The organism is Sorangium sp. So ce1335, from assembly GCF_051521615.1.
GTDB lineage: Bacteria > Myxococcota_A > Polyangia > Polyangiales > Polyangiaceae > Sorangium.
Genome location: NZ_CP150363.1, coordinates 1,167,238 through 1,186,215, shown reverse-complemented (window position 1 = coordinate 1,186,215; position 18,978 = coordinate 1,167,238). Strand labels below are relative to the sequence as shown.

Annotated in this window: 14 protein-coding genes; 8 read left to right on the top strand and 6 right to left on the bottom strand. The window is 72.1% G+C overall.

Going from position 1 to position 18,978, the window contains the following annotated elements; genetic code table 11:
* Nucleotides 1–31: 31 nt before the first annotated feature.
* Entirely contained in the window at nucleotides 32–169 is a 138-nt protein-coding gene (locus WMF24_RS04315) for a hypothetical protein (protein WP_437735070.1), read from the bottom strand.
* Complete coding sequence (locus WMF24_RS04310) at nucleotides 169–1,530, bottom strand: ABC transporter substrate-binding protein (RefSeq protein ID WP_437735069.1); 1,362 nt, start codon at nucleotides 1,528–1,530, stop codon at nucleotides 169–171. The genes WMF24_RS04315 and WMF24_RS04310 overlap by 1 nt, the downstream gene beginning before the upstream one ends.
* 680 nt (nucleotides 1,531–2,210) lie before the next feature.
* Between WMF24_RS04310 and WMF24_RS04305 the strand changes: the two genes are divergently transcribed.
* Nucleotides 2,211–3,542: a trypsin-like serine protease gene (locus WMF24_RS04305; protein ID WP_437735068.1), complete on the top strand. Its 1,332-nt coding sequence runs from the start codon at nucleotides 2,211–2,213 to the stop codon at nucleotides 3,540–3,542.
* Nucleotides 3,543–3,677: 135 nt separating this feature from the next.
* Here the strand turns inward: WMF24_RS04305 and WMF24_RS04300 are convergent, their stop codons facing one another.
* Entirely contained in the window at nucleotides 3,678–5,930 is a 2,253-nt protein-coding gene (locus tag WMF24_RS04300) for a prolyl oligopeptidase family serine peptidase (RefSeq protein WP_437735067.1), read from the bottom strand.
* 363 nt (nucleotides 5,931–6,293) lie between these two features.
* On the opposite strand from WMF24_RS04300, the gene WMF24_RS04295 reads away from it, so the two are divergent.
* Nucleotides 6,294–6,569 carry a hypothetical protein gene (locus WMF24_RS04295; protein ID WP_437735066.1) on the top strand — a complete coding sequence of 92 codons (276 nt, stop codon included), beginning with the start codon at nucleotides 6,294–6,296 and terminating at the stop codon, nucleotides 6,567–6,569.
* A gap of 65 nt (nucleotides 6,570–6,634) precedes the next feature.
* Here WMF24_RS04295 and WMF24_RS04290 read toward each other — a convergent pair whose 3' ends face one another.
* Nucleotides 6,635–7,141, bottom strand: a complete 507-nt coding sequence (locus WMF24_RS04290; RefSeq protein WP_437735065.1) for a DUF1993 domain-containing protein — start codon at nucleotides 7,139–7,141, stop codon at nucleotides 6,635–6,637.
* A gap of 668 nt (nucleotides 7,142–7,809) precedes the next feature.
* Between WMF24_RS04290 and WMF24_RS04285 the strand changes: the two genes are divergently transcribed.
* Complete coding sequence (locus WMF24_RS04285) at nucleotides 7,810–9,474, top strand: endo-1,3-alpha-glucanase family glycosylhydrolase (RefSeq protein ID WP_437735064.1); 1,665 nt, start codon at nucleotides 7,810–7,812, stop codon at nucleotides 9,472–9,474.
* Between the two features lie 53 nt (nucleotides 9,475–9,527).
* Here the strand turns inward: WMF24_RS04285 and WMF24_RS04280 are convergent, their stop codons facing one another.
* Nucleotides 9,528–10,541 (bottom strand): hypothetical protein, encoded by a 1,014-nt coding sequence (locus WMF24_RS04280; RefSeq protein ID WP_437735063.1) that lies wholly within the window; start codon nucleotides 10,539–10,541, stop codon nucleotides 9,528–9,530.
* Between the two features lie 279 nt (nucleotides 10,542–10,820).
* A complete protein-coding gene (locus tag WMF24_RS04275; protein ID WP_437735062.1) occupies nucleotides 10,821–12,716 on the bottom strand; it encodes a response regulator in 1,896 nt (631 codons plus the stop codon).
* 241 nt (nucleotides 12,717–12,957) lie between these two features.
* Here WMF24_RS04275 and WMF24_RS04270 point away from each other — a divergent pair, with 241 nt between their 5' ends.
* The 5 genes from WMF24_RS04270 (at nucleotide 12,958) to WMF24_RS04250 (ending at nucleotide 18,577) form a co-directional block, all read left to right on the top strand.
* Nucleotides 12,958–14,013: a hypothetical protein gene (locus WMF24_RS04270; protein WP_437735061.1), complete on the top strand. Its 1,056-nt coding sequence runs from the start codon at nucleotides 12,958–12,960 to the stop codon at nucleotides 14,011–14,013.
* A gap of 37 nt (nucleotides 14,014–14,050) precedes the next feature.
* Complete coding sequence (locus tag WMF24_RS04265; protein ID WP_437735060.1) at nucleotides 14,051–14,683, top strand: RNA polymerase sigma factor; 633 nt, start codon at nucleotides 14,051–14,053, stop codon at nucleotides 14,681–14,683.
* Nucleotides 14,680–15,564 (top strand): hypothetical protein, encoded by an 885-nt coding sequence (locus tag WMF24_RS04260; protein ID WP_437735059.1) that lies wholly within the window; start codon nucleotides 14,680–14,682, stop codon nucleotides 15,562–15,564. Before WMF24_RS04265 ends, WMF24_RS04260 begins: the two co-directional genes overlap by 4 nt.
* A 110-nt stretch (nucleotides 15,565–15,674) precedes the next feature.
* Complete coding sequence (locus WMF24_RS04255) at nucleotides 15,675–16,706, top strand: hypothetical protein (protein WP_437735058.1); 1,032 nt, start codon at nucleotides 15,675–15,677, stop codon at nucleotides 16,704–16,706.
* Between the two features lie 320 nt (nucleotides 16,707–17,026).
* The gene (locus WMF24_RS04250; protein WP_437735057.1) at nucleotides 17,027–18,577 is read left to right on the top strand and encodes an outer membrane protein assembly factor BamB family protein; all 1,551 of its coding nucleotides are present in this window, start codon (nucleotides 17,027–17,029) and stop codon (nucleotides 18,575–18,577) included.
* Nucleotides 18,578–18,978 lie beyond the last annotated feature (401 nt).

The following is an 18,978-nucleotide window of genomic DNA, read 5'->3' as shown; positions in this document are numbered from 1 at the left end:
GCCGTTCGAGCGCGCTCGAAGTCAACCCCCGTCAGGTCTTCACCGCGCCCGCGGTGAGCCCCTGGACGGGCGAGGCCGCGGGCGGCCTCGCGACGGCGCGCGCCGGGGCCGCGGCGCCGTCGGGGCGAGGCGCCTCTCCCCCGGCGCCGCCAGCGCCGCCGTCGCGCATTACTTGCCGCTCGCCATCTGCTGTTTTGCCTTCGTCAGCTTGGCGCGGATCGCGGCGTCGTCCACCGCCTTGCCGGAGGCAGCCTCGGCGAGGAGGTCCCTCATCGCCGTGCCGACGAGCGTCTCGAACTGCGCCGTCTCCTCGATCATCGGCATCGACTCCGCCGTCTCTGCCAGCACCTTCTGGAACACCTGGATGTTCTCGGTGTTGAAGCGCTCGTCGGCGTAGGCGGCCGTCACGACAGGGAGCGAGTTGAAGGCGGCGCTCAGGATCCGCTGCTCCTCGGGGCTCGTCATGAACTCGACGAACCTGAGCGCGGCGTCCCGGTTCTTGCTGTCCTCGAAGACGGCGATGTTGATGCCGGCCACGTGGCTGTTCACCCGCTTGCCGTTCGCGGGCAGCGGGTCGGGCAGCGGGACCGGCGCCACGCCGTAGGCGTCGCGGGCGAGGCCGTTCTGCTCGATCGCCGCGGCGGCGTAGCTCTGGATCATGAGCATCCCCGCCTTGCCGGCGGCGAAATCCTTGAGGATCTGCGTGTCGTTCACGTACTCGGCGTTGCTCGGGTTCACGACCTTGTGGACGCCGAGCAGATCGATGTACTGCTTGACGCCGGAGACCATCTGCGGGTCGTCGAACCGGGGCTGCTTGCCGTCGAAGATGCTCGCGCCGTGCTGCCGGCCGAACATGAACGCGAAGTGGGCGTTCTCGCTGTAGCTCGCGCCCATGATCGCGAGGCCGTAACGGCCGCTCTGCGGGTCGGTGAGCTTCTTGGCGACGGCGATGAGCTCCGCCCACGTGGACGGCGGCTTCTCGACGCCCGCGTCGGCGAACAGCCTCTTGTTGTAGAACAGCCCGTAAGCGAGCCCGTAGAGCGGCACCGACGCGGGGGGCTGGCCCGGCGCCCCGGTGGCGGACATGCTCGCGGGGATGAACCGGTCCTTGCCGCCGATCCTGGCGAGCGTCGCGTCGTCGAACGGCAGGAGCGCGCCGGTCGCCTGGAGCGACGCAGACCACGAGTTGCCGATGTTGAGCACGTCGGGGCCCTTGCCGCTCGTCGTCGCGCCGAGGATGCGGTTGAGCAGGTCGGACCAGGGGATGACCTCGAATTTGACCTTGATCCCGGTCTGCTTCTCGAACTTGTCGAGCTCGGGCTGCAGGACTTTCTCGTCGTCCTCGACGCTGGGTGCCTGGTTGCTCGCCCAGTACGTCAGCGTCACCGAGGCTGGCTCCGGCGCGGCGGGCGCGGACGAAGCCGAGGGCGAGGGCGACGACGGCGCGTCGTTCCCGCTCTTGCCGCACGCGACAGTCCCGATGGCGAACAGGGCAAATGCAGCTACGGCCTCGATCGTGCGTGACCTCACGGCGACTCCCTTCCCCGGCTCCGGCTGAAGATTCACACCCCCGTCGCGTCGATCGCGCGACCGCGGGCAGGCTACCCCCTGCGCAGCCGGGCTTGCAACGGGGAGCACCGCGAACCGAGCGCTCGGTTATGCCTGATTGCCCCTGATTGCCCCTCGCGCCCTCGCGCTGCGGGTCCACGACAGAGCGCACGGCTGCGCGTTGACGCGACTGCGTCGATCACATGGCTGTACAAGGACCGCGGCCGACCAGACACTTAATCGGTTCAGTTTCAAGGAACCGCTGCACGGCGTCCGTCGGCGCGCAACAGGACGGCGTCGCAAGTGTGTCATGCATCACATTCATAACGTCCATGCTGCATACGAATTGGCTGGACGTAACCGAGCGGCCTAAACAGTGCGCGTCGGACCGAGCACGACGTGATCCCGCGCGGGCAGTCCCGTTGGACAGCCACGCTTCCTTGCACGCAGTCGACGCGGACCCACGAGGGGCACGCGATCCGCCGGCCCCCGCGCCTCGAGGCCGCGCTCAGCGCGGAACGGCTCGTCGCGCGCGGGCGCCACAGGCGGGCGCGCAGCGCCTCCCGGGCGCGCGCCAGGCGGCGGAGAGGCGGCGGCGCGGGGCCATCACGCGCGCATCGGGGCGACAGGAGAAGCAACAAGTGCGCGCATCCGTCTATGCTTTGCTGTCCCTGTTTACGGTCGCCTGCAGCGTGCAGGGCTATGGCGACACCGCCGAGGAGATCAGCGCCGCGGAAGACGAGCTGATCGGCGGGCAGCCGGCGCTCGAAACGGAGTACCCCTCCACCGTCCTCGGCCCGGGGTGCACCGCGGCGAAGGTCGGCCCCCGTCACTTCCTGACCGCCGCCCATTGCGTGAACGACGTGCTCACCGGCGCGGTGAGCGCGGGCTACGGGCCGGGCGCCACCTACTCGGTCAGCGCCGACAACACGCCCCCGATCTCGCCCTACGTCAACCTGACGATCGAGCAGACGTACATCCACCCGGCCTGGACCGCGGACTGCGCCGCCGCGCGGGCGGCGGGAGCGCCCGATTGCGGGGTCAACGTCCTGAACCCGGGGCACACGCCCGACGTCGCGGTGGTCGTCGTCAACGAGCTCTCGCCGACGATCCCGGCCGCCGTGGTGGACGGGGCGCCGGTCGCGGTGGGCGATCCCGTCGTGGCGACCGGCTACGGCTGCGAGAACGCGAACGGCACCGGAGGCGGCCTCTTCAAGCTCCAGAACCTCACCGCGGCGGCTTCCTCGATCCTGAATCACCCCGGCTCCTACGTCTCTGGCACCGCCATCAACGACGTCGCGGCGTCGTACGTGCTCACGCCGGGCTACTCCGCCAGCACCTCCTACGCGAGCCTGTGCTTCGGCGACTCGGGCGGCCCGCTCTACCGCCAGAGCTCGACCGATCTCATCGTCGTGGGCGTCAACGCCTACTACACGTTCCCGTCCGCGCCCGGCTCGAACCCGTCGCAGACCAACTGGCACACGCGGCTCGACACCTCGGCGCGCTACTCGGTGACGTCGTGGCTCCAGGCCCTCGGCGTGAGCGTGATCAACGGCGGCACCGCGCCGACCTGCACGGACGGCGTGCAGAACGGCACCGAGACCGACGTCGACTGCGGCGGCGCGTGCACCGCCGACTGCGCGAACGGCGATACGTGCAGCGTCAACGCGGACTGCACGAGCCAGAACTGCGTGGCCGGCGTCTGCCAGGCCGTCTCGACGCCGTGCGGCGGCCTGTGCACCGGCCCCACCGCGTTCGCCGGTCCGAGCTACAACTCGGGCAACCTCGGCACGGGCGCGCGCTGCTTCGAGACCACGGCGAACCTGACCGGCGCGAACTGCGGCAACTTCGCGAGCGGCCGCACGTTCGAGGTCAACGGCACGGCCGTGACCTGCAACGGCGGCAACATCTCGCTGCCCGCGAAGCGCAACGGCGGCTACTGCTTCGAGGCGTCCGCCGGCAACCAGGCGTGGGCGTACTTCAGCACCTGGTAGTCCGAGACCTGGCAACGACCTGATACGTCGAGGCGCGTCCACGAGACGCGCCTCGATCCGGCCGCGGCCGCACGCCGGACGGGGGTGCGGCCGCTCTCCGCGCGCCTGACCGGAGAGCGGCCCGCGGCCGCCGCGTCAGCGGGGCGCCCCCTCCCCCTCCGCCGGCGGGGACGCGATCCCGAGCTGCTCGAAGAGGAACGAGAACACGTCGGTCTGCTCCTCGATCTGCTCGGACAGCGGCGTGCCGAGCCCGTGCCCCGTCGAGCCGCTCGCCCGGAGCAGGATGGGCGCCGGGCTCGACGTGGCCGCCTGCATGCGCGCCGCCATCTTCCGCGAATGGAACGGATCCACCCGCACGTCGTTCGCGCCCGTCAGGAACAGGGTCGCCGGGTACGCGGTCCCGTCCTTGACACGGTGGTACGGCGAGTAGGCATGGAGCGCCTTGAACTGCTCGGGATCCTTCACCGTGCCGAACTCGGTCACGTTGAAGGCGCCGTTCGGGGTGAGCTCCACCCGGAGCATGTCGTAGATGCCGACGTGCGAGACGACCGCCTTGTACATCTCCGGGTGCTGCGTGAGCTGCGCTCCCATGAGCAGGCCGCCGTTCGAGCGGCCGGTGATGGCGAGCCGCTCCGGGCTCGTGAAGCGCCGCTCGACGAGGTGCTTCGCGCACGCCGCGAAGTCGTCGAAGACGTTCTGCTTGTTGAGCAGGTTGCCGCCGCGGTGCCACGCCTCGCCGAACTCGCCGCCGCCCCGCACGTTGGCGACCGCGATCACCCCTCCCTTGTCGAACCACACCCGCCAGATCGGGTCGAACCCCGGGGCGATGCTGACCCCGTAACCCCCGTATCCCGTGAGCAGCGCCGGCGCGGTTCCGTCGAGCGGAGTGTCCTTGCGGCGCACGATGTTGACAGGCACCTTGGTCCCGTCCTTCGAGGCGCACATCTCGCGTGAGACCTCCACGTCGGCAAAAGAGACAGGGGACGTCATCGCGAGCGCCGTCTTCGTCACCTTGCCGTCCCTGGCCGAGTACGCGTACCAGGCGGCCGGCTCGGTGTAGCTGACGCCGCGGAACAGCACGTCGTCGCCTGCCGCGCGCACGAGCTGGCGCACCGAGGAGATCGGCGGGACCGGCACCGCCCCGAGCGCCTTGCCCTTCAGGTCGAAGGCGCGGACCTGGGAGGGGCCGCCGAGCAGATCCCGGACGTAGAGCCGCGTCCGCGTGGGCAAGAAGTCCTGGATCACCGCCTCGCCCTCGGGCACGACGAGCTCCGCCTTCGCGAGGTCGAGCTTGCCCGGGGAGAGGCGCACCACCTTGCCGCGCGGCGCGTCCTTGCGCGAGAGGAGATAGAGCCGGTCGTCGACGCCGAACCTGGCCCGGATGATCTTGTCCGGCAGATCGGCGAAGCGGGTCCACTTGCCCGAGGCGTCGAGGAGGTAATGCCAGTACTCGCCTCCGTCGCCGTTCTGCACGCTGGCGTGCACGAGCTTGCCGCTCTCGCTCGTCGTGAGCTCCACCTCGGCGATGCGGGGGAACTCCTTGCCGAACGAGTACTTGTCCTCCTTCTCCGGCGTGCCGAGCTTGTGGAAGAAGATCTGCTGGAAGAAGCCCATGTCCTCCTGCGGGCGCTCGCCGGGGCGCGGGTGCCGCGTGAAGTAGAACCCCTTGCCGTCGCCGCTCCACGCGAGGCTGCCGCCCGCGGTGCCGCTGCTCGCGTAAGGGACGGTGTCGCCCGTCTCCTTGCCCGTCGCGACGTCGTAGACGCGCACGGTGCCGTTCTCGCTGCCTCCCTCGGACATCGAGACAGCGATCTTCTTGCCGTCGCGCGAGGGGACGAACCAGTCGATGGTCGTGTGCCCTTTCGGGTCGATGACCTCCGGGTCGACGAGGATCCGCTCGGTCGCGGGCTCGCCCGCGGACCTCAGGGCGACGAGGGAAGGCTGCTGCTTCGGCGGCTGCGCCTTGAGCGCGAAGAGCTGACCGCCGGCCTCTTCGAGCGCGAAGTAGTTCGCGGAGGTCGCCGACATGATCTCCTGGATGCGCGCCCGGACGGCGCCGCGCATGGGCAGCGCGTCGAGGTAGCCGCGCGAGAGCCGGTTCTGCTCGGCGATCCAGCGCTGGACCTCGGGGGAGCTTCCGTCCTCGAGCCACTGGTACTCGTCGACGACGCGGGTGCCGTGGTACTCGTTCGTGACGGGCCGCTTCGCGGTCGCCGGATACGGCAGGCGCGCTCCGGCTGCAGAGGCGGCGGGCGCGGCAGGCGGAGCGGGGGCCGCGGTGGTCGGGGCCGCGGCGGGCTGCTCCGGCGGCCTGGGCGAAGGCGCGCTGCACGCGGCCAGGAGCTGCAGCGCCAGGGTGACGGCTGTTGTCGTGTTCAGGCGGCTCATGCCTGCGAAGCTAGCCGCCGCCGCGGCCGCTGCGGAGGAGAATCGGCCCGGCAGCGGCGTTGCGGTCCTGCAACCGTGAAAGGCGCGCCTCGCAGGACCGAAAGGCATCGGGGCGATGCCCACGGCGTATTGCGGGGATTCCCGGGGGTGTGGTCCTGGTACGGAGGGTGCTTATCAGCCGGCCAGCTCCGCCGGCGGCCTCCGCTTACCCCCCGAGGCGCCCGGCGGCGCTGCTATTTTGTCTCTTGATCTCGGACGACGGGTGAGCAGCCCGGCGCTGACGTCCGTGCGTCGGAGGATGAGGCCGCCAGGACACGAGGTGAGCGCGCGAGGCGCGGTGCCCTTCGTGCTAGCGTGCGCCGCATGACGACCCACGAGAACGAAGAAGCGCTTGCGACCGGGGACATCGAGGTCCGCGAGGTGGATGAGAGCGTCCTGAAGGATCTCGAGTCGAAGTACGCCGACGTGGCGTGTCCGATCCACGGCGGGCCGCCGAGCTTCGAGCTGGCGCCCGACGGGTCCGTTGTCGAGCGGTTCTGCTGTGCGGCGCTGCTCTCCATCGTGCGGGAGCTCCAGGTCGCGGCGGGCGAGCGGCCGGCTCCTCCGGCGGAGGACGACGGTGGAGCGGGCGACAGATAGGGGCGCGCGTGAGGGGGTTCCTCCGGGGGCCTACCGTGGGGCAGGAAGCGGGTGACCGCTGCTCGTCAGGGCTGGCCCAGGAAATCCATCTTGCCGACATCGAGGCCGTTGTGGCGCAGGATGGCGTAGGCGGTCGTCACGTGAAAATAGAAGTTGGGCAGGACGAAGTTGAGGAGGTAAGGCAGGCCCTTGAACTGCAATGCCTGGCCGCGCGTGGGGATCGTGACGTCGCGATCCTCGGAGCCGTCGATCTGCTCGCGCCGCAGGCCGTTCAGGAACGCGACCGTCTTCGCGATGCGGGCCTGTAGCTCGTCGAAGCTCGCCTCGTTGTCCTCGTACTTCGGCACGTCGACCCCGGCGAGCCGCGCCCCACAGCCCTTGGCCGTGTCCGTTGCGATCTGCACCTGGCGCGTGAGCGACAGCATGTCCGGGGCGAGCCGCGCGTCGAGCAGGACGCGAGGCTCGATCTTCTTCGCCTCGGCATACGCAACGGCCTTGGTAAGGATCGACGCGAGGTTGCCGAGCATCCTCACGAGCACGGGGACCGACGCCTGATACATCGAGATCGCCATCTTCATCTCCTTGCTACCACGGTAGGGGCAGCGCGATCACCGCACGACACATGCAGCGCACAGGTGCACCGCCGGCGGGGACGCGGGCGCGAACATAGGGGCGCCACTCCGCTCGCGCAAGCACGCTGCCGCGCCGGCCGCGCCGGTCGCCTCCCCCCCGCGCGCCGGCGCGGGACGCGCCCGCGGCGCCCACGGGCCCCGCAGGCGCGCAGAACACGCCGGCACGCGCGGCGACCGAGGCACGCCTGTGAAGTAGTGTAAACCGCCTCGAAAGGGCATGCGCCCGCCCGGCGTTTGTGGTTGCCAGTCGAGCGATCATGACATATCATGCAAGCGTAGCTTCGTGAGCGTTGAAGTCCTTGGAACATCCCGGGGTCATCCGGCGACGGCGGCCCTGTGGCCACGGAGGGCAGCGCGTGCGCGCCCGGATGCGCGCCGCGATGCGCGCGGCGGCGGTGCCCCTCGCGCTGTGCCCTGGATAGGTTGGCGGTCCACGCGGGCGTGAGGAGGGCGACTCCCGCGCCGAGAGCCCTCTCGATAGCGCGCCGCGCAGCGCACGAGAGCGTCAGACCTCCGCGGCTCCGACATGACCCCGCGAGCGCACGAGCGAGGGTGGATCAGGCCTCGTCATCGCGTCGATCGAAGGCGATCGAAGAAAGAAGGGTCCTTTGCCGAGCTTGTTCTTTTCCCGGCTGAAGTACGGTTTCGCCCTCCTCGCTGGCGCGGCGGCGCTGTCCGCCTGCGCGATGCCCGGCGCCGAGCCGGGCGACGGGCCGGAGCAGACGGAGCTCCAGGGACATGACGTGTCGACGCCCTCCGCCGAGGACGGCGCCCTGACTGCGGACGCCGCCGGAGCGGCCGCGGCCAAGGCGTCTTTCGAGATGAGCAACGCGCTCCTCGCCTTCGACATGCCGCCGAGGGCCGAGCTCGCGTCCAGCGAGTACAAGGTCTTCGCCCACTGGCACAACTTCCCCGTCCGGCAGTTCACCACGACCGGGGGCAAGGCCGTGGACAACTACACGGGCTGGCTCCAGCCCACGGGGACGTACGCTCCGATCGGCGGGTGGCTGCGCGATCGACCCGTCCCGATCCTGCCCGTCCCGCCGACGGAGACGGACTGGCGCAAGCGCGACATGCGGCTCGACATCGAGACCGCCGCGGCCGTCGGCATCGATGGCTTCCTGATCAACTTCTGGTTCGGGCCCACGGACAGCCGCTGGAGGTGGCTCACCAACATGATGGACGCGGCCGACGAGTTCAACGCCGCGAACCCGGCCGCGCCCTTCCACGTCATCCCCAACATCGACAGCCACATCCTCGCGAACAAGGAGCCCGAGGAGAACAATCCCCGGGAAAGGGCCGACCACGTCGCCACGCTGAAGAACCACCCCTCGTGGATGAAGCGTAACGGCAAGTACCTCGTCGGCAGCTTCAGGCCCGAGAGGCTCTCCCCGTCCTGGTACGCGGAGTTCTTCGATCAGCTCAGGACGAGGCACGGCATCGACGCGGTGATGTGGGGCACCCTGCTCGAGCCCACCGAGGCGAACCGCAGCGCGATGAAGCCGTTCATGGCGGGAGCGACCTTCTCGCGCTGGGACATCCTCCCCCACAGCAGCAACTTCACCTCGAGCCTCGATACCCTGAAGGCCTGGGGCGACGCGAACGGGGTCCCCTACTCCCCGCCCGTCGGCCACACGGACCACAGGCCGAGCGGGCACAAGGTGGTCGAGACCGCGGGCTTCCAGACGCAGTACAAGAGCTGGAAGGCCGCCATCGACACCGGCGTGAAGATGGTCCAGATCCTCACCTGGAACGACCACTACGAGGGACACGCGCTCAGGCCCAACTCGGCGATGCAGTACGCGACGTACGATCTGACGGCCTATTACACGACGTGGTTCAAGACGCGCCGGCAGCCGGCGATCGTGCGCGACGTGCTGTACTACGCGCACCGCATGCACCCGAGCGGCGCGCAGCCGGATCCCGCGAAGCAGCCCGAGCTGTTCACATCGAAGAACAATGTTCCCTTCCTCGATCGGGTCTTCGCGCTCGGCATGCTGAGGTCGAGCGGGCGCATCCAGATCACGTCGGGCGGCATGAGCCACGGGAAGGACGTCGCCGCGGGGCTCCAGTTCTTCGACGCGCCCTTGAGCGTGAACGACCGCCCCGGGTTCCAGCTGGTCAGGAACGGCCAGGCCGTCCTCGATCTGACGAGCGCCTTCCCCACGCGCGACGCGATCGTCTGGCAGGACCTGATGTACCGCGCCGGGAGCTCGTCCCGCCCGGTGGTCGACGGCGTCCAGGACGACCTGCCGCACGATCGGCTCCCCTGACGAGGCCCGAGAGGAAGGGGCGCGCCGCGGGGAGCGGCGCGCCGGGATCGCGGTCAGTTGCAGGGGCCGATCTCGGTCCACTCGGCGGGGCACCAGGAGGCCGGGTTGCTCGGCGGGCAGCTCGGGTGCGACCACCCGATGTGCCATTTCGCGGCGTACAGCTTGCCGCCGCTGGTGACCTGGGTCGCGGGCGGGTAGGCCTGCGCCGACGCCCACGCGGGCACGCCGCTGCAGCTGTTGGACGACGTGCAGGCCTCCCAGGTCGCCGGCGACGCGGTCAGGTTCTCGTTCTGGTAGACGTAGGGCGCGGCGTCGTGGAACGACCAGGTGCTCGCGCCCGTCATGGTCTGCCAGGCGCCCGAGGTCGTCTTCACCTCCTGGCGGATCATCTTGATGGGCGCGTCGCAGGAGACCAGCGGCTCGGTGTACTGCGGGCCCACGTCGCGGAAATGCTCGATGTCGTGCGCGTACATCTCGACGGTCGAGCGGGCGTCCTGCGCGAGGAACTGCCACCCGGCGCCGTCCTTCATGTCGACATAGAGGCAGATCTGGGCGCCGTTCACGTCGGCGACGCGCGACGGCGTGCACCACTCGTACTTGAAGGCGACCCGCTGCCCGGGCTGAAGCGAGCTGAGCGCGCCTTCGCAGAGGCTGCCTCCATCCCAGGTGCCCAGGGCGCAGCTCGGATGGTTCCCCTCGATGCCGTTGTCGTCGGCGAAGTAGTAGACATGCCAGCCGCTCGGGTTGTGGTAGATGCCCGACTCGAGGTTGAAGTACCACTGCCCCACGGCGGTCCACGCCTGGCTCGCGTTCAGGAGCACGGGGACCTCCCACTCGATGATCCAGCCGCGGGTCTGCTCGACGTCGCCCGTGTAGCGGCTCGTGAGATCGTACGTTCCGAGCAGGCTGGCCTCCCCGAGGCTCTCCGCCTCGTCCTGCGCCCCGGCGGTGCAGGCGGCGGCGCCGACCGCTCCGAGGAGCAGGAGCGCGGCGCCGGCGCACGACCGCGCGGCGCGCGACGCGCGACGGGGGTGGGGCTGCATCGACACGACGTTCTTCATGACCATGAGACACTCCTGGCAAAGCACGTCCGTTCACGCGGCGCGGAGAGGACCGGCGCGCGTGGCGGGACCTGCGATTGACGTGCACCGGCGAGCGCGCCCCGGCGCGCCTCCGCGAGGAGGCCCCGGCGCGCGACGCTCCGATGAGCGCTCGTGCGCTCGGCGTGGCGCGCCGCAGACCGACGTCTGCGACATCGCACGCCGCTGGTCGTCTGAATGCCGGCCGCCTGGGCCGCCTTCACGGAATCGTGCGCGGTCGGGCGATTTTTGGAGCGATGGGGCCCGCTACGCCGACTCCGCTGCTCTCGCCGCCAGCAACCCCTCGACCCGCCTCACCAGCTCCGCCGGATCGATCGGCTTCGCCAGCGCGCGCCCCCCGTGCGCCGCCAGGAACCGCCGGCTCACCTCGCTGGTCCCGCCCCCCGTCATGAACAGCACCCGCTCGGCGAGCGCCGGCAGCTCCGCCTCGAGCCACGCGTGCAGCTCGATGCCCGTGCCCTCCTGCATCACGATGTCGCAGAGCACCACGTCGAAGCCGGCGTCCAGCCGGAGCGTCCGCTGCGCCTGCGCCCCCGAGCCCACGCACACGACCTCGTGCGACGTGCCCAGGATCCCCCGCAGCGCGCGCAGGATCAGCGGCTCGTCGTCCACGATGAGGATCCGGCCGCGCCGCGCCGCCCCCTCGTCGCGCGCCGGCGCGGGGAGCGCCGCCGGCTCGTCGCTCGCCCACACCGGCAGCCGGATGCGGACGCACGTGCCCACGCCGACCTTGCTGCTGATCCCGATGCTCCCGCCGCACGACTCGACGATGCTCCGGCAGATCGCGAGCCCGAGCCCCGTCCCCTCCCCGGCGCGCTTCGTCGTGAAGAACGGCTCGAACAGCCGGTGAAGGTGCTCCTCCGCCACCCCGCAGCCCGAGTCCACCACCTCCGCGATGACCTCCCGGTCCTGCTCGCGGGTGCGGACCTCGACGAGGTTGTCCGCGGCGCGCCCCTCTCGCATGGAGTGCGCCGCGTTGACGAGCAGGTTCACGAACACCTGCGTCAGGCGCCCCTCCGCCCCGCCCACGCGGGAGACCGGGGCGAGCTCGCGCACGACCCGCGCGCGGTGCTTCATCTGCGTGTGGACGATGTTGAGCGCGCTCTCGATCACCGCATTGACGTCGGTCGGTCCGATCGCCTCGTTCACCTCCGCCCGCGCGAACCCCCCGAGGTCCCGCACGATGTGCATCACCCGCGCCGCGCCGTGGCGCGCGTCGGCGAGCGGCCGGGCGAGCTGCTCGGTGGGAGCCCCCGCCTCCGAGAGGCGCGCTATCTCGCGCGCGAGCAGCTCCAGGTTCGCCACGACGTACGCGAGCGGGTTGTTGATCTCGTGCGCCACGCCCGCCGCGAGCTGGCCGACCGCGGCGAGCCGCTCGCTGCGCTCGAGGCGCAGCCGCAGCTCCTCGGCCCGGCGCCGCCCGGTCACGTCGCGCAAGAGCGCCATCCGGGCCGGCCGCCCCTGCCAGTCCACGTCGACCCAGCGGACGTCGAGGACGACCGGGGGTCCGCTCAGCTCGAGCGTCGCCTCGCCGGCCCCGAGCGCCACGGGGCAGCTCCGCCCGCGGACGAGGCGCCCGTCGCCGAGGAGCACTTCCGCGGCCGGGTTCGCGAAGAGCACCGTCCCGGCGGCGTCCAGCACGACGACCCCGTCGGCGCTGCGGGCGATGAGCTGGTGCAGGTTGGCCTCGTTCTCCCGCGCCGCCGCCATCGTCCGCGCGAGCTGCGTCACGAGCTGCTGGCGGCTGACCGCGTGGCGGATCGCGCGCCACAGCGCGTCCGCGTCGAGGCTGCGCTTCACGAGGTAGTCCTGCACCGAGGCGCCGAGCGCGCGCGCCGCGAGGCCCGTGTCGTCGTGGCCCGTGAGCACCACGATCGGGACATGCGGATCCACGTCCCGCACGCGCGCGACCACCTCGAGGCCCTCGCCGTCCGGCAGACCGAGGTCGAGCAGGACGACGTCCCACCCCTCCTTCACGCGGGCGAGCCCCGCCGCGAGCGTCGCCGCGTGCGCGAGCTCGACGCGCTGCCACGGCACCGCCTCGAGGTGGCGCTCCACCATCGAGGCAGCGATGGCGCTGTCCTCGATCAGCAGAAGGCGAAAGCACCGCCCCGGCGGAGCCCCGCTGGGTTCTGCAACCATGGATCCCCCCTCGGTCCAGGAAACCCAGAGGCATTCCCCGAAGTCAAGCCTCCTCGGCGCCCCGTGGCAGGCACGACCGGCGGCGCCAACGCGACGACCCGAGGAGCGCAGAGACGCAAACATGCACGGATTTGCTCTTCTTTTTGCGCCCTGGCGCCCTCTCGTCGAACTCGCTCTCTGCGCGCGAGGCCGATGTTCGATGCGGTGGCGCTCCGGACGCCGAAGCGCGACAGTGGCCCCCATGGTGAGGCCACGCTCCGCCGCGGCGCGGCTCTTCCTGGTCTCGGCGGCGCTCGCCGTCGGCGCGGTCGCGCGCGCTCAGCCGACGGCTGCGCCCCTGCGCATCGAGTACCGCGCGGAGGCTGGATGCCCGACCGAGGCGGAGTTTCGTGCCCGCGTGGGCGCGCGGCTCCGGCGGCCCCTCGGGGAGGCGGACGCGGCGAGCGCGTACCTCGTGACGATCGAGGGGCGCGATGGCCGCTTCACCGGGCGCCTCGGCGTCCGTGCGGCAGATGGGGCGGCGTCCGACCGCGAGGTCGCTGGCGACACCTGCGACGATGTCGTCGCCGCGCTCGCGGTGGTGACCGCGCTCGCCATCAGCGCCCAGGCCGCGGAGGCGCCCGCCCCGGTCGCCGCCCCCGCGGCTGCCGCCTCCTCGGCTTCTGCCCCCGCGAGCGCCGCGGCGGCGCCGCGCCCGCCCGCAGCTGGCGTGCGGGCGCGGCCGCCGGCGCCCCCGCCCCCGCCAGCCCCCGCGCCGCCCCCCGCGCCCGCGGAGGATGCCGCGACGCGCCTGACGCTCGGCGCGCAGCTGCTCTTCGGCCAGATGATCGGCCCGCGGGCCTTCGGCGCGCGCCTCTTCGCGGAGCCCCCCGTCGCCGCGACGGGCGACGGCATCGGCCCGCTGCGCTTCCACGCGAACCTCGAGGCGTCCTCCGACGTCCCCGCGGCGGACGGCTCGGCGTCGTTCCGGCTCGCGGCCGTGGCCGCCGACGCGTGTCCGCTCGGCGCGACGTTCGGCGCCCTGCGCCTGGCCCCCTGCATGCGCGTCGAGGGCGGCCTCCTCTCCGCGAGCCGCCGAGGCGGCGCCCCGGCGCGCAGCGCGACGCGCGGGTGGCTCGCGATCGCCCTGCCGGTGCGCGCGCGGCTGCCGCTCTGGGGTCCGCTCGTGCTCGACGCCGAGGCCGGGGTGCGCATGCCCCTGCTGCGCGACGGCCTCCTCGTCGAGGGCGCCGGGGCCGTGGACCCGGCGCCGGTCGAGGGCGTCTCCGCGCTCGGGCTCGGGCTGACGATTCCGTGATCCCGGCGCCCGCCCCCGAACATTGCGCCGGTAGACCATGATCAGCGCGACCCGAGCCGGCCCCCCTGCACGCGCGGAAGCGGCGCGCGACGCGGCCGTGACGGCGGACGCCGAGCGCACCGGGCGCGGCGCGCCGCCGCCCTCCGCGGAGCGCTACCGCGCGCTGGTCGACGCGTATTTCGACTTCATCTGGCGCTCGCTGCGCGGGCTCGGGGTGCCCGCCGGGGCGGCCGACGACGCCGCGCAGCACGTCTTCCTCATCGCGTACCAGAAGCTCGACGAGATCGCGCCCGACCGCGAGCGCTCGTTCCTCTTCGGGACGGCGCTGGGGGTCGCGGCGAACGCGCGCCGCGCCGGGGCGCGCCGGCGCGAGCTCAGCGACGACGGCGCGATGGCGGCCGCGGCCGACGAGGCGCCGAACCCGGAGCAGCTCATGGAGATGAAGCAGGCGCGCGCGCTGCTCGACGCGGTGCTCGACGCGATGGAGGAGGACCTCCGCGTCGTCTTCGTCCTCTTCGAGCTCGAGGGCGTCCCGACGGAGGAGATCGCCGCGATGCTCGGGCTCGCGAAGGGAACCGTCGCGTCCCGCCTGCGGCGCGCGCGCGAGGAGTTTCACGCGATCGTGAGGCGCGCCCAGGCGCGGGCGCGGCACGGGGGAGGCAGGCGATGACCGATCCGAAGCCGCTCCGGGAGCTCGGAGAGGAGGAGACGACCGATCTCGAGAAGGCGCTCCTCCGCTCGTGGAAGCACGAGTCGCCGTCGGCGTCGGCGCGGGCGCGCGCGCTCGCCATCGCCGGGCTGGCCGCGGGGACGAGCGCCGCGCCCGATGTGGAGGCCGCGCCCGATGCGAAGGCCGCGCCTGACGCGAGCGCCGCGGCAGCGCCGAAGGCGGCCGCGGGCAAGCTGCTGACGCTCGCGAAGTGGGGGCTCGGGACGCTGATCGGCGCCGGCATCCTCGGCGCGGGCGTCGCGCTCCTCCGTCCCTCGGCGCCACCCTCCGTGGCGGCGCCCCCGAGCGAGCCGCCGGCCGCGAGCGCGCTGCCGGCTGCGAGCGCGCCGACCGCCGCCAGCGCGCCGACCGCCGCCAGCGCGCCGACCGTCGCGCCCGCGTCGACGCCCTCCGGGCCGGTGACGCGCGCGCCGATCCCGCCCCAGGCGAGCGTCCTTCCGATCCAGGCGCCGGCCGCTGCCGCGGGCCCTCCGCGCCCGAGGAGCGCCACGCCGCGCGCGCGATCCGCGCCCACCGACTCGGCCGACGCGCTCCGCGAGCAGGTCGCCATGATCGATCGCGCGCGCGACGCCCTCGGCGCCGGCGACGCGGCGGGGTGCCTCGCGGCGCTCGACGCCCACGACGAGCGGTTCCCTCGAAGCGCGATGGGAGAAGAGGCCACGGTGCTCCGCATCGAGGCGCTGATCCGCCTCGGCGATCGGGCCCGCGCGGCCGACCTGGGCCAGCGCTTCCTCGCATCGCGCCCGACGAGCCCTCACGCAGCGGGCGTGCGCGCCCTTCTCGGTGAGACGGGCGCGACGGGCGCAGCGACGGGTCCGTGATCACCGGCGTGAACGTGCTTTGAGGGCGCTCGACAGGGGCCCTGGCGAGATCGGTTCGTCGAACGTGTCGAGTCGAATCGACACGAGATACTTCAACGGAGAGGCTTCGTATGGTCTGTTCGTCATCGTTCATGCGTCACGCGCGGCGGGCGCTCCTGGTGGGAGCGGCGGTGGCGCACCTGTCGATACCGGGGAGCGCCGCGGCGCAGGACGCCAGCGCTCCGGCGCAGGACGCCAGCGCTCCGACGCGGCAGGCCGCTGCGCCGGCGCAGGAGGCGATGGCTCCGACGCGGGAGGTGATGGCTCCGCCACAGGAGGCCATCGCTCCGACGTGGGACGAGACCGACAGTCGGGAAGACGTCGCCCAGCGGCGCGAGCGCGCCGCGCTCCTGGCGCCGCGCTTCCAGGACGCGGTCAGGCTCCACTCCTCGGGGAAGGTGCTGCCCATCATCTTCGGCGGCCTCGGCGCGGTGCCCCTCGCGGCGGTGATCGTGGCCGAAGATGGCGGTACGCCGCTGCGCATCGCCTGGGCCTCCGGATCCGCGACGCTCCTCGCCGGAGGCATCGCCGCGTTCGCCGCGCCGGAGACCTACCGTCGCCACATCGTCGGGACGGCTGGGCTGCTCTCGCAAGGGAGCCTCTGGCTCGGGTTCGCGCTCCTCGACAGCCGCACGCTCCCGCGGGTGACGCCGATCGCGCTCTCGGCGGGACACTACGTGTCCGGCGCGCTCTCCGGCCTGAGCCTCGTGCTGTCCGACTACACGCCGGTCTCCCGGCTCCGCGCCGACCACGCGCTCGTGGCGACGCCCGCGTCGCGCGCGCGGCTCTCCGGCGCGCAGGTCGCCGCCATCGAGCGGGACCTGCTGGGCACCGCGCCCGCGATCCCGACCTGGGCCATCTACCTCCCGATCACGATCGGCGGGGTCGCCGCCGCCGCGCCCGCGCTCGACGGCGACCTGCCGGCGGAACAGCGCCTCACGAGCGCGACGCTCGGTCTTGCCAGTGCCGTGTGGTCGCTCGCCATGCTGGATGTCGACCATCCGGTGCAGGCCTACCAGCGGGACCTGCGCAGGGCCGGCCTGAGCCTCGCCCCTTCCGGCCCCGAGGGCACCGCGGGGCTCACGGTATCTGGCAAGTTCTGACGGGCACCCTTCACCGCCCGAGCCGCACGCGCGGCTGGCGTGGGTCAAAGCGCCGACGACGGCCTCGGCATGGTGGTAGTAGCCGGGCGCCGAGCGGCTCACCCTGTGGTGCGGCGTGCGGCCCGACGCCGCGCCGAGGGTCGCCGCGCTGCGGGTCGCCTGAGCGGCGCCGTCTTCCGGAGCGCGCCGCGCATCGTATCCCATTGACGCGCAGCCCGATTCCCCGTGACGTATCCTCGGGGCCTCGTGTTGCAGAGGCGATGGGACGGATGTGTCGGACCGCTGTTCGCCGCTCACCTCGATGCCCCAGGAGGATCATCATGAAGCGCATCTTCTGGGTGCGGCCCGCGCTCGTGGCCGCCGCATGTCTCGCCGTGTTCCATGTCGTCCAGGGCCGCGCGGCCCCGGGCGCGGGGTCCGCGCGCTGGACCGTCTACGGAAAGGATCTCGCCAACACACACAACGCGGCCGCCGAGAACGACATCGGGCCGGCGAACGTCGGGTCGCTCGCCCTGAAGTGGGCCTTCACCACGACCGGCAACGTCCCCGCGACGCCGGTCGTCGACGGCCACGCTATCTACTTTCCGGACGGGGGCGGCAACCTGTACAAGCTCGACGCCGAGACCGGAAGCCCGATCTGGACGCGCTCGATCGCCGACCTCACCGGCACGGCCGGCGCCATCTCGCGCACGAGCCCCGCGCTCCACGGCCACATGCTGTTCCTCGGCACCCAGGCCGGCGCGCACATGATCGCCGTCGACAGCCGCACCGGTGCGCTCCTGTGGAAGACGCAGCTCGACCCGCACCCCGCGGCGATCATCACGCAGTCTCCCGTCGTGCACGGCGGCCGCGTGTACGTGGGCGTCTCCTCGCGCGAGGAGCTCTTCGCGGCGGACAACGCGTATCCGTGCTGCTCGTTCCGCGGCAGCGTGGTCGCGCTCGACGCCGTGACCGGGGAGGTGCTCTGGCAGCGCTACACCGTCCCCGCCGACTACACCGGCGGCGCCGTCTGGGGTGGCGCGCCCGCGATCGACCTCGGTCGTCGCACGCTGTACGTGGCCACCGGCAACAACTACACGGTGCCGCCGGCCGTCTCCGCGTGCGTGGAGGCAGCCGGTGACGACGCGCTCGCCATCGAGGCCTGCCTCCCGGAGGACAACTACATCGATGCCGTCCTCGCGCTCGACCTCGACACCGGCGCGCTGAAGTGGGCGCGGCGGCTCCAGGGATTCGACGCCTGGACGGGAGCGTGCTACTTCGGCGGCGACTGGTGTCCTGATCCGGCGGGCCCCGATTACGACTTCGGCACGGGCGCCACGCTGTTCACGGCGGGCGCGGGGGCGGAGCGCCGCGATCTGGTCGGCGCCGGCCAGAAGAGCGGTATCTTCTGGGCGCTCGACAGGGATGACGGGAGCGTGGTGTGGAGCACGCTGGTCGGCCCAGGCGGGGAGCTGGGCGGCATCATGTGGGGAGTCGCCGTGGACGAGTCGCGGATCTACGTGCCGATCGGCAACAACGGCCAGGTCGAGTACACGCTGGAGCCCTCCGGGCAGGTCGTCTCCTGGGGATCGTGGAGCGCGCTCGACCCCGCCACGGGCGACATCCTGTGGCAGACGCCCGATCCCACGCCGGGCGCGCAGGACAGGGGCCCGCTGACGGTCGCGAACGGCGTGCTCTACGCCGGCTCGATGAGCGGCAACGTACACGCGCTGAACGCCGCGACGGGCTCGATCCTCTGGAGCCATCCGGCCGACGGCTCCGTCACCGCCGGGCCGGCCGTGGTGAACGGCATGGTGTACTGGGGGAGCGGCTACGAGAGCTTCGGCATCGGCACGCCGGGCAACACGCTGTTCGCGTTCGGCCTGCCGTAGCTGTCGACGGGAGGGCCTCGCGGCGGCTCGCCTGGGGAGCACCGGACCGGACATCGACCCCGCGGGTGCGCGCGAGTACGCACCGGCGTCGAGACGCGCTCCGGGGAAACGACCCTCGCCGTCGCGCCGGAGCTCGGAGCACCGGTCAGCCTGCCCGGAAGGTGTCTCGGCCAACACGCATCCCGCGGAAGCGCGTGGCGTAATGCCGCGATGGGGCACCTGTGCAGGTCGCCGTGAGTGGCACCGGCGAGCGATGAGGGGCCTGCGCCGGGCTCCGGCGCATTCACCCAAGCTCCCGCCGCGTGTGTTTTGCAGCCAGCGATGAGCTCGTGCGCCTGGATCGAGCTTTGCAATCCTCTTCAGCCATGAGGAACATGCTTCGACATGCGGTGTTCGGACTG

What these genes read in the sequence shown, in the direction of transcription:
- WMF24_RS04315 (WP_437735070.1), bottom strand. Translation starts at nt 169, where the DNA reads ATGCGCGACGGCGGCGCTGGCGGCGCCGGGGGAGAGGCGCCTCGCCCC.
- WMF24_RS04300 (WP_437735067.1), bottom strand. Translation starts at nt 5,930, where the DNA reads ATGAGCCGCCTGAACACGACAACAGCCGTCACCCTGGCGCTGCAGCTC.
- WMF24_RS04295 (WP_437735066.1), top strand. Translation starts at nt 6,294, where the DNA reads ATGACGACCCACGAGAACGAAGAAGCGCTTGCGACCGGGGACATCGAG.
- WMF24_RS04290 (WP_437735065.1), bottom strand. Translation starts at nt 7,141, where the DNA reads ATGGCGATCTCGATGTATCAGGCGTCGGTCCCCGTGCTCGTGAGGATG.
- WMF24_RS04280 (WP_437735063.1), bottom strand. Translation starts at nt 10,541, where the DNA reads ATGGTCATGAAGAACGTCGTGTCGATGCAGCCCCACCCCCGTCGCGCG.
- WMF24_RS04275 (WP_437735062.1), bottom strand. Translation starts at nt 12,716, where the DNA reads ATGGTTGCAGAACCCAGCGGGGCTCCGCCGGGGCGGTGCTTTCGCCTT.
- WMF24_RS04270 (WP_437735061.1), top strand. Translation starts at nt 12,958, where the DNA reads ATGGTGAGGCCACGCTCCGCCGCGGCGCGGCTCTTCCTGGTCTCGGCG.
- WMF24_RS04265 (WP_437735060.1), top strand. Translation starts at nt 14,051, where the DNA reads ATGATCAGCGCGACCCGAGCCGGCCCCCCTGCACGCGCGGAAGCGGCG.
- WMF24_RS04260 (WP_437735059.1), top strand. Translation starts at nt 14,680, where the DNA reads ATGACCGATCCGAAGCCGCTCCGGGAGCTCGGAGAGGAGGAGACGACC.
- WMF24_RS04255 (WP_437735058.1), top strand. Translation starts at nt 15,675, where the DNA reads ATGGTCTGTTCGTCATCGTTCATGCGTCACGCGCGGCGGGCGCTCCTG.
- WMF24_RS04250 (WP_437735057.1), top strand. Translation starts at nt 17,027, where the DNA reads ATGAAGCGCATCTTCTGGGTGCGGCCCGCGCTCGTGGCCGCCGCATGT.